This window comes from Peribacillus huizhouensis, assembly GCF_014138605.1.
Taxonomy (GTDB): domain Bacteria; phylum Bacillota; class Bacilli; order Bacillales; family DSM-1321; genus Peribacillus; species Peribacillus huizhouensis.
This window is the reverse complement of record NZ_JACJHX010000025.1, coordinates 25,802-39,672: the sequence shown is the minus strand read 5'-3', so window position 1 is coordinate 39,672 and position 13,871 is coordinate 25,802. Positions and strand designations below refer to the sequence as shown.

The 13,871-nt window shown below is 36.4% G+C and carries 15 protein-coding genes; 11 read left to right on the top strand and 4 right to left on the bottom strand.

The window, feature by feature from the left end:
* Positions 1-278 precede the first annotated feature (278 nt).
* The 8 genes from HNP81_RS21540 (at position 279) to HNP81_RS21505 (ending at position 9,272) form a co-directional block, all read left to right on the top strand.
* The gene (locus tag HNP81_RS21540; RefSeq protein ID WP_182503979.1) at positions 279-866 is read left to right on the top strand and encodes a hypothetical protein; all 588 of its coding nucleotides are present in this window, start codon (positions 279-281) and stop codon (positions 864-866) included.
* Positions 867-2,000: 1,134 nt separating this feature from the next.
* The gene (acnA, locus tag HNP81_RS21535) at positions 2,001-4,712 is read left to right on the top strand and encodes an aconitate hydratase AcnA (RefSeq protein WP_182503978.1); all 2,712 of its coding nucleotides are present in this window, start codon (positions 2,001-2,003) and stop codon (positions 4,710-4,712) included.
* 246 nt (positions 4,713-4,958) lie between these two features.
* On the top strand, positions 4,959-5,492 hold the full coding sequence (locus HNP81_RS21530; RefSeq protein WP_182503977.1) for a TlpA disulfide reductase family protein: 534 nt from the start codon (positions 4,959-4,961) through the stop codon (positions 5,490-5,492).
* 209 nt (positions 5,493-5,701) lie between these two features.
* Positions 5,702-5,830 (top strand): FbpB family small basic protein, encoded by a 129-nt coding sequence (locus HNP81_RS21525; protein WP_220478678.1) that lies wholly within the window; start codon positions 5,702-5,704, stop codon positions 5,828-5,830.
* Positions 5,831-5,900: 70 nt separating this feature from the next.
* Positions 5,901-6,044 (top strand): acid-soluble spore protein N, encoded by a 144-nt coding sequence (locus tag HNP81_RS21520; RefSeq protein ID WP_028390748.1) that lies wholly within the window; start codon positions 5,901-5,903, stop codon positions 6,042-6,044.
* A 68-nt stretch (positions 6,045-6,112) separates the two neighbouring features.
* The gene (gene tlp / locus HNP81_RS21515) at positions 6,113-6,343 is read left to right on the top strand and encodes a small acid-soluble spore protein Tlp (protein ID WP_182503975.1); all 231 of its coding nucleotides are present in this window, start codon (positions 6,113-6,115) and stop codon (positions 6,341-6,343) included.
* 149 nt (positions 6,344-6,492) lie between these two features.
* Complete coding sequence (locus HNP81_RS21510; RefSeq protein ID WP_182503974.1) at positions 6,493-8,841, top strand: AAA family ATPase; 2,349 nt, start codon at positions 6,493-6,495, stop codon at positions 8,839-8,841.
* Complete coding sequence (locus HNP81_RS21505) at positions 8,841-9,272, top strand: acyl-CoA thioesterase (protein ID WP_028390751.1); 432 nt, start codon at positions 8,841-8,843, stop codon at positions 9,270-9,272. Before HNP81_RS21510 ends, HNP81_RS21505 begins: the two co-directional genes overlap by 1 nt.
* A gap of 41 nt (positions 9,273-9,313) precedes the next feature.
* Here the strand turns inward: HNP81_RS21505 and HNP81_RS21500 are convergent, their stop codons facing one another.
* Complete coding sequence (locus tag HNP81_RS21500) at positions 9,314-9,487, bottom strand: hypothetical protein (RefSeq protein WP_182503973.1); 174 nt, start codon at positions 9,485-9,487, stop codon at positions 9,314-9,316.
* A 173-nt stretch (positions 9,488-9,660) separates the two neighbouring features.
* Here HNP81_RS21500 and HNP81_RS21495 point away from each other — a divergent pair, with 173 nt between their 5' ends.
* Positions 9,661-9,957 (top strand): hypothetical protein, encoded by a 297-nt coding sequence (locus HNP81_RS21495; protein WP_182503972.1) that lies wholly within the window; start codon positions 9,661-9,663, stop codon positions 9,955-9,957.
* 60 nt (positions 9,958-10,017) lie between these two features.
* Here the strand turns inward: HNP81_RS21495 and HNP81_RS21490 are convergent, their stop codons facing one another.
* The 3 genes from HNP81_RS21490 to plsY form a co-directional block, all read right to left on the bottom strand.
* Complete coding sequence (locus tag HNP81_RS21490) at positions 10,018-10,308, bottom strand: HesB/YadR/YfhF family protein (protein ID WP_028390753.1); 291 nt, start codon at positions 10,306-10,308, stop codon at positions 10,018-10,020.
* 276 nt (positions 10,309-10,584) lie between these two features.
* Positions 10,585-10,728, bottom strand: a complete 144-nt coding sequence (locus HNP81_RS21485) for a YycC family protein (RefSeq protein ID WP_084552242.1) — start codon at positions 10,726-10,728, stop codon at positions 10,585-10,587.
* 223 nt (positions 10,729-10,951) lie between these two features.
* The gene (gene plsY, locus HNP81_RS21480) at positions 10,952-11,545 is read right to left on the bottom strand and encodes a glycerol-3-phosphate 1-O-acyltransferase PlsY (protein WP_182503971.1); all 594 of its coding nucleotides are present in this window, start codon (positions 11,543-11,545) and stop codon (positions 10,952-10,954) included.
* 358 nt (positions 11,546-11,903) lie between these two features.
* On the opposite strand from plsY, the gene HNP81_RS21475 reads away from it, so the two are divergent.
* Together HNP81_RS21475 and HNP81_RS21470 are read left to right on the top strand one after the other, a co-directional pair.
* Entirely contained in the window at positions 11,904-13,196 is a 1,293-nt protein-coding gene (locus HNP81_RS21475; RefSeq protein WP_028390755.1) for a purine/pyrimidine permease, read from the top strand.
* Between the two features lie 122 nt (positions 13,197-13,318).
* Positions 13,319-13,732: a CoA-binding protein gene (locus HNP81_RS21470; RefSeq protein ID WP_028390756.1), complete on the top strand. Its 414-nt coding sequence runs from the start codon at positions 13,319-13,321 to the stop codon at positions 13,730-13,732.
* Positions 13,733-13,871 lie beyond the last annotated feature (139 nt).

The following is a 13,871-nucleotide window of genomic DNA, read 5'->3' as shown; positions in this document are numbered from 1 at the left end:
AAATTAAATAACCTCAGCCCTACTGAATATAGAGCTAAGGCTGCCTAATAGGTGAACCTTTTTATTAATTGTCTACTTGACGGGGATAAGACCAAACTGAAGATCCTTTTTCAATACCGATAAGAGTGATTATGTAAACTCTTCTTGAAATAAAATAAGAGGAGTTTTTTAATCTAGCTTATTTAGTTGCGGGTCAGGATAGTTGATCAAGGTAAAGTATTATATAAGTTAGAATAACGTTCAATATATTTATAATACTGATGCAAGGAGTAAATCGTATGATTGATAAAAGATTATCGAGAGTTAATGACCATGAAATAGATGATGCTTTACAAAAAATTTCAGATACAACAATCTTACTAAATTTTCAAGAGGCACTTGTTAGTTTATACCCACATCTAATATCAATTCATGCTCATGCCTATGACGCATGGGATGATATTATCATGCCATTATTTTATCAGCTAGTTTATAAGACCTTTGCTTTTAAATATGGGATTGATGTTAAAACTGATGAAACGCATACTTATATGTATACATTACGTTGCTATAAAGGGATAAATCATATCGAGTGCATTCCAAAGCATCCATCTTTCAAAGTTTTCATAAACGATGAATGGATTGATATGGATGAGAGTAGTTTGGAAGAAAAGGTACTTGTATTCAAGTCATTTGGGGATGGAATATATTCCCTAACAGGTGGACTTGATATTAAAGAAGCCTTTAAGGTGAGTTTTCACCTTGTTGAGGTCGATATTGTTTGTGTAAAAACAGGTTATCGTTCTAAAACAAGTACATTTATTAATAAAGAACAGTTCGATTTTGTGTTTGTTGCAGAAACATATGATAAGGAGATTCAAGATTAACTTATTATTGAACTAACTGGTGCTTTAGTGAAAGAGGAAATAAGTAATATTATGATTGAAATCATATTTTAGCTATTCCATTATAGGGAGCGAATGTGGAGTAACGTAGTTGGGAAATTGTCAGGCTTCTTAATAAAAGTGAGACAAAAATTTGAAAACTATTTTTCGTCCACAAGATATCCCCATAATTCTTCTACACTTATATTTTCAAAGCCCTTCCAATCTCCAAAGCTACATGTGTAAGACATTAGTGACAATTGGCCATACTTTGGATCCTTTGATTGATCTTATATTTGCTATATGTTTTACAGTTTGTTCTGTAATTATTGTAGGAGCATGCTTATTCTTCAGGTTAAGAAAAAGTGATAGAGCATGGAGTAGTATACAGAACGCTGATTTAGGTTATATTCTAATCCAAATCATGCCCCTTTTATTGAATGGGTTGAAAGTTGTTTGGGGGTGATTTAAGTCTTTTTAGAAAGCTCTTTTCGTAAAGAATGTTGTTTTTAGCAAGAAACCAATTCGAACAGATGTTGATTGTAGTGGAAGGTGCGAGACTCCTGCGGGAAAAGCGTGTTGAGGGAGACCCCGCAAGTGCAAAGCACTGAGGAGGCTTCTGAGACCGCCCGCGGAAAGCGAGGACCTGCAACGGAAATCAACTCGGGTTATTAGTGTAAAAATGATTGAAAAGCAACAAAGTATGTGAAAACAGCCTTTTAGAAAGAGAATCACTTTAAATAAAATTGACAACATGTTAACTATACTTTGACCACATAATTGACCACATAACTTCCGAATCAATGTGAAACGTTATAACAAAAAAACTAATAGACTGTTTAAGTTTATATAGGGAATACTATATATAATAAGGAAGTAAATAATTACGAAACTGATTAATATAAGTAAAACTTATCAAAAACAATAACTTTCTTGTTATTTACTTATATTCATTTCTATATTACTATTAGTTCGTAAGAAAAGTTTTGATGGGAGAAGATTCAAACTTTTCGACAAAAAAGGGGTTTTTTTATATAGTTGAAAAAGAACATGGTAATGTGGGGATTTTTACTTAACATGTTATAATTTTTCATGTTCAAATGATTTTCGTATAGTTTTTTAGGGGGTAATATTCTGATGACAAAAAATGATGTGTATCAATCACGCTCTTCTTTTGAAATCGATGGAAAGCGCTATAACTATTATAATTTGGAAGCGCTTGAGAAAGCAGGAGTTGGAAACGTTTCTCGTCTTCCATATTCCATTAAAGTTCTGCTTGAAGCGGTACTGCGCCAAGTAGACGGCAGAGTTATTACAAAAGAACATGTCGATAATTTAGCTAAGTGGGGGACTAGCGAATTAAAAGACATTGATGTACCATTCAAACCTGCACGTGTTATTCTACAGGATTTTACAGGGGTACCGGCTGTTGTTGATCTTGCATCTTTGCGCGGTGCAATGGCTGCTCTTGGGGAAGATCCTGATAAAATCAATCCTGAAATTCCAGTTGATTTAGTTATTGACCACTCCGTCCAAGTAGATAAAGCAGGTACTTTAGATTCACTTTCAGTGAATATGGATCTTGAGTTTGAAAGAAATGCTGAGCGCTACCAATTCCTTAGTTGGGCTCAAAAATCATTCAATAACTATCGTGCAGTTCCGCCGGCAACTGGGATTGTTCACCAAGTTAACCTTGAGTATTTAGCCAATGTTGTTCAATCTGTTGACACTCCAAATGGGGACTTAGAAGTATATCCAGACTCTGTATTTGGTACAGATTCTCATACAACAATGATTAATGGTATTGGAGTTCTTGGATGGGGCGTAGGTGGAATTGAAGCAGAAGCAGGCATGCTTGGCCAACCTTCATACTTCCCAGTACCTGAGGTTGTTGGAGTAAAACTTACAGGTGAACTTCCAAACGGAACTACAGCTACTGACCTTGCATTAAAAGTGACACAAGTGCTTCGTAAACATGGAGTAGTTGGTAAATTTGTTGAATTCTTTGGGGCTGGAGTATCTAAACTTCCATTAGCAGACCGTGCAACTATTGCAAACATGGCTCCAGAATATGGTGCTACTTGTGGTTTCTTCCCAGTTGATGAAGAAGCAATTGATTATCTTCGTCTGACCGGTCGTGACGAAACTTTAATTCAAGTAGTTGAAACATATTCTAAAGCAAATGGATTGTTCTTTACACCTGACAAAGAAGATCCAATTTACACTGATGTAATTGAGCTTGATTTATCTGAAATTGAACCGAATCTTTCAGGTCCTAAGCGCCCGCAAGATTTGATTCCACTTTCTCAAATGCAACAATCTTTTAAAGAAGCGCTTAATGCTCCTATGGGGAACCAAGGCTTTGGTTTAGGGTCTTCTGAGATTGATAAAGAAGTAACTGTGAATTTCGCAGATGGTCATGAGTCCAAAATGAAAACTGGGGCAATCGCAATTGCTGCGATCACAAGTTGTACGAATACGTCTAACCCGTATGTTATGCTTGGCGCCGGCTTAATTGCGAAAAAAGCAGTAGAAAAAGGCTTAACTGTTCCTGACTATGTAAAAACATCACTAGCACCTGGGTCTAAAGTTGTTACTGGTTATCTTCGTGATGCTGGTCTACAGCCTTATCTTGATCAATTAGGCTTCAACCTTGTTGGTTACGGATGTACAACTTGTATTGGAAACTCGGGTCCACTTGCTCCTGAAATCGAAGCAGCCATTGCAGAAGGCGATCTGCTTGTAACGTCTGTGCTTTCTGGTAACCGTAACTTTGAAGGACGTATCCATCCATTGGTTAAAGCAAACTACCTAGCATCACCAACGTTGGTTGTAGCATATGCTCTAGCTGGAACAGTGGATTTTGACCTCCAAAACGATTCATTAGGTAAAGATAAAGACGGTAATGATGTTTATCTAAAAGATATTTGGCCTTCTCAAGATGAAGTAAATGCTGTTGTTAAAGCAACTGTAACACCAGAATTGTTCCGAAAAGAATACGAAACCGTATTTAACGATAACAAGCGCTGGAATGAGATTCAAACAAGTAATGAAGCATTGTATACATTTGATACAACTTCAACATATATTCAAAATCCGCCATTCTTTGAAGGAATGTCACCAGAACCAGGTACAGTTGAAGCACTTTCTGACTTACGTATTGTAGGTAAATTCGGTGATTCAGTTACAACGGACCATATTTCTCCTGCAGGTGCTATCGGTAAAGATACACCGGCCGGTATTTACTTACGTGAAAATGGCGTAAAACCACGTGATTTTAACTCATATGGTTCACGTCGAGGCAACCATGAAGTTATGATGCGTGGAACATTTGCAAACATTCGTATTCGCAACCAAGTAGCTCCTGGTACAGAAGGTGGTTATACTACTTACTGGCCAACTGGTGATGTTATGGCTATTTATGATGCTTGTATGAAGTATAAGGCAGATGGTACTGGTCTTGCTATTTTAGCCGGCAAAGACTACGGAATGGGAAGTTCACGTGACTGGGCAGCAAAAGGTACAAACCTTCTAGGCATTAAAACAGTAATCGCTGAAAGCTTCGAACGTATTCACCGTTCTAATCTAGTGTTAATGGGTGTTCTACCACTTCAATTCAAAGCAGGTGAAAATGCTGAGACACTTGGCTTAACGGGTAAAGAAGCAATTGATGTTCAAATTGATGAAACTGTAAAGCCGCGTGATATCGTAAAAGTTACAGCTACTGATGAAGCTGGAAACAAAAAAGAATTTGAAGTACTTGTTCGATTCGATTCTGAAGTTGAAATTGACTACTACCGTCATGGCGGTATTTTACAAATGGTATTACGTGGTAAATTAAAAGGGTAATTTCACCTTAATAAAGAGGATGTCCTAGAAGAGGAGACTTCGCCTGCAGCACACAGTTTACTGAATGTTGCATGGCGGAGTCCACCTTTGCAAAGGGGCATTCTTTTTTATTAATGTCATATCTATAAGGAATCTACTTATTCGTAATCTGCTCATTAAAAACCTTTATTACTTCAATGAATATTGGTAAGATATAGTAGATACCAAATACTAATTAAATTATCCAATAGAATTAGGTGAATACATATGTACAAAAGAATAATGGCAGCAACTTTTTTACTTGCGCTTATTATCGTTGTTATTGTTCAGGCTATGGACACAAGAGAAGAACGAGAAGCAGAAAATGGTGGCTTAAGCAATCTTAGTAGCGGCCAAAAGGCACCCGACTTTGAATTGGCAACACTAAATGGTGAGACGGTAAAGTTATCGGATTATCGAGGAAAGAAGGTCATGCTCAATTTTTGGGCTACTTGGTGTGGACCGTGTCGTGAGGAAATGCCTGATATGGAGGCATTTGCAAACGGATTAGGTAAAGATACGGTAATACTTGCGGTTAACATTGATTCACAGAATGATGTTCAAACTTTTGTCGATGAAATGGGCGTTACTTTCCCAATCTTGCTTGATTCTCAAAACATAAAAAATGCTGTAAATAAGCGGTATAAAGTTTCGGCTATGCCAACTACATATTTTATTGATAGCGAAGGCCTTATTAGCCGGAAACATATTGGTCAAGTTTCTCTTCAGTCAATGGAAAAATTTATTGAGGATATGAAATAAGAATGTCTATGAAAGGGTCAGATCTAAACACTCTATACACCGTTTATCGTGTCATCATCACGTCTTAAACGATATATAGATGTTTGGGATCTGGTCCTTTTGTTTAGGTACTTTCTACAGCTAATTGAATTTTTTGAAAGTTCACTTATAAACCACTTATTAATTGGTAATAGTAATGTTAAATACAATTGGGTAGGTGGGTGAAGGGTTTGAAACGAAAGAAAAAGACTTTTGCAGAGTTAATTAACGAAAATAAACAAGAGTTGTTGCAAGATGAGGAGCGTTTGGCAAAAATTGAAGATCGTATTGAGCGGAGACATTTACAAAAAGCAGAGTAATATTTAACAAATAATTCCGGTAATGTTTACTTATCCTTCGGTCATCCTATTCTTGAGGAGGGGAAAATTGATGAGCAATCCAAAAAAAGATTCCAAACATTTTGCACCGAATCAAATTGGAATGAAATCTCGTTCTGCAGGTGGAAATAAAGGTAAACAAATGCAAGATCAAAGCGGCCAGCACCCACAAGTTATTCAAACGAAGGGTGAATAGTAAAATTAGTTTACATAAAATAATTATGTAAACTAATAAAATTTATTTTTTATTAGGAGGCCATTTCGATGAATTATAAGCATAATCCTGATGATCGCAGTGATAACGTAGAAAAGCTTGAAGACATGATTCAGAACACAATGGAAAATATAGAAGCAGCTGAAGAAACATTGGAGTTTGCTTCTGGAGATGAAAGAAATGCAATAAAAGAAAAAAATCAGCGAAGACAAGAAAGTATAGAGTCTTTTAAAAATGAAATTCAAGATGAAAAACAAGCCAGAGAGAATGGATTTGAATAAATAACTTCGAGTAGTAAATAAAAAGGAGAAAGAAGAGATTCTTTCTTCTTTTTTTATGGAAAAAAAGAGGGCGGTACTTCCAAACGAGAAAAAAATCGACTTAGTATGATAAGATGGAAAAGAATTTGTTATTGGAAGATGGGATAAGAATGAATACAAGGAATAAACATCAACATCATGATTATGATGTAAAAATAAAAGAATTAACGGAAGAGATTAATGAAAAAGGGTATATAAATGACTTACATAAAATCATGGCACTTTTAGCTGAGATTGAAAACATTCAATCATTAGCTTCTTATCAATCTGAGTTATTTAGTATGCTTGCTAAAAGCCAGAAGTTTCTTCATGGTGAGGACTCACTATATGAAACATGGCTCAGAGAAGCAGTCCGTTCTGATGCGAACAATAAGCGGGCGAATGAGCTCCTTGCAAGCTCTGGTTGGAAGAAATATAGTGAAGTGTTCTCTGTTATTGAATTTCCGCTAATACGTGAAACAGATAATCGAACAGCAAAGAAAAAAGTAGCTGAAGAATATATTTATTTATGTGGGAAATACATGGAAAGAATAATGGAACAGCGTAGCAAACTTGAAGAATCACTTAAACAGGCAAATAATCATGTTGAGGATGGAACCATCAAAAACTACAAAGCAGCTATTACTTTGCTTTCAGAAGCATCAGAAGAGCTTACAGAGCTCCTTCAGGCTGCAAAGGAATATGAGGAGTCCATCTCAGGGGTATTCCATACAGCGACACACTTCAACGATATGAAGGAACATTTGGATCGTGTAATGAAAGTGAAAAAACAGTGGAATGCTTTATTTCAAACGAGCATGGACGTCTTAACTCAACCTAAAGATGCACTTGCCGAACTGCAATCAATGATTGGATTAGCTGAAGTGAAAAATAGAATGAATGAATATTATCGTTTCTTGCAATATCAAAATAAAAGAAAAGAACTTGGTCTGCAAATTAGAGATGAGTTAAGTCTAAATATGGTGCTAACCGGGAATCCGGGAACAGGCAAAACGACCATTGCTCGCCTCCTTGCTAAAATTTATTATGAATTAGGTGTTCTTCCCCGAGAAGAAGTGATAGAAGTGGATCGCTCACAACTAGTAGGCTCATTTATCGGTCAAACAGAAGAAAGAGTGCAAAATGCTGTGGAAAAATCTCTCGGCGGTGTGTTATTTATTGATGAGGCATACAGTTTAAAACGAGAAGGTCAATCAGGGAATGATTACGGACAAACAGTAATTGATACACTTGTGTCACTGATGAGTAATCAAAAATACGCAGGGAAATTTGCCGTGATCTTAGCTGGATATCCTGATGAAACGCGTCAATTTTTACAGGCTAATCCAGGTTTAAGAAGTAGATTCCCTCAGTCCAATCATTTCCAGCTTCCAGACTACACAACTGAAGAATTGCTTCAACTTGCGGAAGGGATGGCACGAGACAATGATTATCTAATGACTAAGGATGCAAAGATGGAACTTGAGATGCGTATTGAGGCCGAAAAAGTAGATGAAACCTTTGGGAATGCTAGAACTGTACGATCAATTGTCAACGACGCTATTTTTAAAAGAGGAGCTCGTACAGACTTAGATGAAAATCCTATTCTCCATTATACGTCACTCACAGGAGAAGACTTCCGGAGAAATGAACTAAAACCTACTATCTCTCCTGGAGAAAAGCTAGGTTTATTAGTAGGCTTAGACGAAATTAAGAAAGAAGTACAAGCGATTATTGCATTTGTTGAGATGCAGCAACTCAGACGCAATTATGGTCTTCAAGCTGTACCAATTCAATCACATACAGTGTTCACGGGGAATCCTGGAACAGGTAAGACAACAGTTGCCAAAATCTACTCAGAATTATTGAAAGAGACAGGTCTGCTTAAAAGGGGCCATATGATTGTAGCTGGACGCTCCGATTTTGTAGGTGAATATGTCGGACAAACAGCTATTAAGACGAAGAAAAAAATTCGTGAAGCACTAGGCGGAGTTTTATTTATTGATGAAGCATATTCTTTATTCAGTAAGTCGGAAAATGATTTTGGTAAAGAGGTCATTGATACACTTGTTGAGGAAATGACTAAGCATAATGAAAATCTAGTTGTCGTTCTTGCTGGATATAGTAAGGAAATGAACCGTCTTCTTGAGAGCAATCCGGGGCTACGTTCTCGATTTCGAAAATTCATCCATTTTCCTGATTATACAGCTGAAGAGCTTTTACAAATTATCGAAAATTATGCGGTTCAATACCAATACAAATTGGAAGATCAAGCAATTAGTTGGTTGAATGAATATTTAACCAATCATCTAGTTAAAGGGAATGGTCGTTTTGCAACAAGTTTAGTTGATGAAGCTATACAAGAACAAGCGATGCGGATCATGAATAAGTCGATCGAAAATAATTCACAAAACTTGACCATTTTAATGACAGAAGACTTAAGAAAAGCAGCAGAAAAAATAGGGAAGAGTGAAATGTAATGCTAGTATCTGAAAAAAAAATTGAAGTTCGATATGCAGAAACGGATCAAATGGGCATTGTGTACCATGCTAATTATGTGATTTGGCTGGAGATTGGGAGAACACAGCTTATAAAAGATTTGGGTTTTAATTATGCAGAGATGGAGGCAGATGGGATTTTATCTCCAGTCATTGATATCCAGGTATCTTATAAAAAACCACTTCGTTACGGTGAAATTGCCATTGTTAAAACATGGATTGAGTCATATGATGGACTTCGTGTTGTGTATGGGTATGAAATTCTGACCGAAAATGCAGAGTTAGCTGTCTCTGCTAGTTCTGCTCATGTATGTGTGAAAAAGGAAAGCTTCAGGCCAATTTCAATTAAGCGACTTTTACCGGATTGGCATGTGGTTTATGAAGCGAACAAGAAAAAGGATATTGAACAATAAAGTGAAACTTCAACCAGTGGGGGCATCATCCCCACTGGTTGTTAATCCCGTTCCACTGTCGCTAAGATCTTCGCTTTCGCTTCGATCAATCGGACAGTACGAACCCGAATCAATGAATCACAGACTAAGTACGCCGCGTCCTCATGTCTTCGTCTGTGTGACCCACATTCTGTGGGCGCAAACTTAACTTCTGCTCGTGCATCGGTAAGTTTCACTGTATCTCACCAATCGGGCTTTAACGGGCAGTGTCCACCACCAATGCTTCTTAGATTCCTCTAAGCCTTGAGGTGGGGGTCTTACTGCCCGTAAAAGCGGGATAAAAGACTTTACAAATAACAAGTAGTTGCGTGCGTAGTAATGACACAAGCAAAAAATGGAGGTGTGTGTCTTGGCATTCGGCATAAAATGTAAAGATATTACTGAATGGAAACGGAAAATAGATAATGGAGAAATAGCATTTATTACCCACTATTGGCTAGATGATCGATTTCCAGGTTGCGATACTGTGACAAAAGTAGGTTGTAAGAATATGAGGCAGTTAGCAGAGTGGGGAGCACGTCATGGGCTTAAGCAAGAATGGATACATAATCGGAAGGATGGGTACTCACATTACGATCTTCTCGGTGAAAAACAACGTGAAATCCTTAAGAAAGAAGGCATTGTAAATAAGCTTATTCGTATGTAAGCGTCTGCAGACAAGAGAGGATGTCTCAAAGCATTGAGACATCCTCTTCTAATTCAATCATTATTTTTCGTAATGAAATTCAGGCTCATTATATTTTTCATTATAATTTACTCTCAAATTATGACCATCAAAATACCATAAGTCACTTTCTTCAACGAAAAAAGTAATGTCATCTTTCTGTACAGATACACCTATATCAATTGGTTGATCGCTGTTTACACCTAACGAAAAACCACTTTGGATCGGGCTATGGCCTCCATATCTTGCGAAAAAACGAACACTATCGCCACTTTTTAAATTTAATTCTTCTTTATACCACGTGATGGCCTTATCAGAGATAATAATATTCATCGTAATCTCCTTCCAATATGCAATAAAGTGAAACTTCAATCAGTGGGGGGCTTTTCATCCTCACTGATTGTTAGTCCCGTTCTAGTGTCACTAATATCTCCATTCCACTTCGTTAAAGCGGGATAGATGTAGTATAAAGCATATTGGAGAAAGATGCGAATGATACGAATGAAGTGTGTTGAACATATATTGCTTATTATGATGTGTTTTTGATATATCTTCAGTAAAGAGGCTAACCTTATTGGGAGATGAATTACCACTGATGTTAGTCTTCCTTTATTTTTCGCGAGGCTTCTGCTCTAGCTCTGCCAGTTTTGCGACTAATATATGAGAAGGCATATGTAAAATTTGTTCGATTGGTAGCTTTAGTTTTTCCGAGAGTTTAATTGCTGTTTCAGGTGAAATTTGTAATGGCTTCAAGCTAATCACTCCTTCAATGATATCTGTATTCAACAATAAAAGTAATTATAAAGAGATGTATAAAATTTACTGGCAGAGTCTGACTCAAAAGAGTCTGACCTCACACTTTATACACAGTCTATCGAGTTATATATACATCAATTGAACTATATATTGTAGTTTGGGGTCTGACACTTTCGTTTGAGACAGTCTCAGGAGAAAAAACTAGATAAAGTGAGGAATGCTAAAGCCACTTAATTTTTGGTTCTGTTTTATTAATAATACGTTTAATATTTGCCCGGTGACGATAGCATATAAATATGAAGAGTACAGAGACAACAATTAATAAAATCCATTGCTCTCTTTGAAAAGCCAATACGTATATAATTGAGATGAACGAAGTAATCATCGATGATAATGATACGTATTTTGTTAAGTATAATGTTAGAAAAAATACAATCAAAATAATACCGAATAATATAGGGGAAAAACCAAGTAAAATACCACCAGAAGTAGCAACTGCTTTTCCACCTTTAAAGCGAGCAAAAATTGGGTACATATGTCCAATAACTGCGACGACACCAGGAATCAGTGGATGAAGATTATCTGTCCCGAACATAAGCGGCAACAGTGTTGCGAGTGTTCCTTTTAAAACATCCATACTCGTTACAATCAGACCGGCTTTAATACCAAGAGTTCGGAATGTATTTGTTCCACCAAGGTTTTTACTGCCATGTTCCCGAATGTCAGTATTATAAAATGTTTTGCCAATAATTAAACCAGAAGGAATAGAGCCTATAAGATAGGCAAGAATTAAAATTAGTATAATAGTAAACATATTATAGCCCTTTCTCATCAAAATTTAGAAGGTTCCTGTTATGTATTTTATCATTTCTTCTTAAAAATACTATGGGTGTAGAAAAAAATATTTACTATAGAAGCTGTATGAAAGATTTTTCGTGTCTATTAATAGCTAAATTGATAATATTCGTTTGACTATAGAACTATTAACTCTTTTCTCAATTATTTTCATTTGCCATAAAATAGTGGGAAATGATTGTTTTAGACGTGTGCTAGAAATTTTTGAGAAAAAATGATAGTATTTTTTATGGCTTTTAGAACAGCAAATAAATTTCTGAAAAAGAGGATTAAGACGATTCTGTTTTTTTATAGGAAATGAAAGGACTTGAGAATTTATGAAAACTGTCTTTGCAGCCATCCAGTGGGTGGCTTTTATGCTTGCTTCATCAATCGTTGCTCCGATTGCAATTGCAGATTTATTCGGATTAACAGGAGAGGATGCTGCTAATTTTGTACAAAGAACAGTATTTATTTTTGCGCTTGCTGGACTTTTACAAATATTTTTCGGGCATAAATTACCGATAAATGAAGCGCCAGCTGGACTTTGGTGGGGTGTCTTTACAATTTATGCGGGATTTAGCACAACACTTTTTTCTTCGGCAGGAGAAACATTGCAAGCTCTTCAAGGAGCGTTAATTGCAAGTGGCCTTCTTTTCATTTTATTAAGTATGGCTGGTCTTATTGATAAGATTAGCAAGATGTTTACACCAGCTGTAATTGGAATTTATTTATTATTACTTGTCATCCAATTGAGTAAATCCTTTTTAAACGGTATGCTAGGTGTAGGGTATGTAAGCGAAAAAGTGGATTTGAAAATTGCTGCTTTAAGTTTTGTAACTGTTCTTTTGACATTTTATTTTACGAGGCATAAGCTTAGTATAGTCCGCCAATATGCAGTGCTAATTTCGCTTGCTGTAGGCTGGATTTTGTTTGCCGTTTTTGGGGCAATTAAACCTAATACATACACACCTGTGCAAATTTTCAATATGCCTCAAATATTTGTATACGGTAGACCGACATTTGATAGTGGAATGATCATAACGGCGGTGTTTGTAACCTTGCTTTTACTTACGAATTTGATCGCAAGCATAAGAGTAGTTGAACTTGCGGTTCAGTCGATCATTAAAAAAGAAGCGAAAACAAATTTACGTGCATCTGGATATATTACCGGCATCAGTCAGATGCTGGGAGGGGTATTTAGTGCAGTAGGACCCGTACCATTATCAGGGGCTTCGGGTTTCATAGCTACTTCAAAAGTCGCGGCAAAATTGCCATTTATAATCGGATCCCTCCTGCTAATACTATCTAGCTTTATGCCAAGTGTCATGAATTTTCTTGCATCCATTCCAGTTCCTGTAGGGTATTCTGTTATGTTTGTTGTCTTTACAAGCATGATCGGCATGGCATTTTTAGAAATAGAAAAAGAAGAAGAATCTAACCGAGTGAGAACAGTGGTTGGGATATCGCTCCTTGGGGGAGTAGGTGTTATGTTTGTTCCAGCTAGCGCATTTACAGGTTTACCTCCGATTGTAGTATCATTATTAAATAATGGATTAATTTTTGGCTCGATTTTGTCAATTATTACAGACCAATGGACAAAATTTATTTATAAACGAAAACAATACTAAGTTTTAAAACAGTTTAATATGGGGAAAAGATAGGATATTGCTCCTTATTAAAACTATTTTTCATAGTAACAAGGAATTAGATCATAATGAAGCGAATTTTCAACAAAAGGGGAGGTATTGTAATGGCTATTGAGAATCCTACTAGAGAAGAAATAGGTATCATATTAAAAAAGGCAAAACGAATCGCTGTAGTTGGTCTATCTGATAACCCAAACCGCACTTCATACATGGTTTCAGAGGCAATGCAGAAAAGCGGGTATGATATCATACCGGTAAATCCAGCAGTAACTGAAGTTTTAGGGGTTAAAGCTGTTTCTTCTTTAAAAGATATAGAGGGGAAAATTGATATTGTCAATGTGTTTAGACGCTCTGAATTTCTACCTGAAATTGCAAAAGAATTTGCCGAAATTGATTCAGATATTTTCTGGGCTCAGCTTGGCGTTGAAAATCAGGAAGCGTATGATTTTTTAAAGGAAAAAGGTTATACTGTCATAATGGACCGGTGCATTAAAGTCGAACATGCCCTTACAAAGTAATGGAAAAAGGAGCGGACTAGCGCTCCTTTTTTTTGCACTGTATTTGAATAATTACGTATTTGTATACATAGTAGTTATTTTGTTAAATTAACAAGCAAATTTGCTATATTGAAAAATTTCGCTACAATAAACATAGATA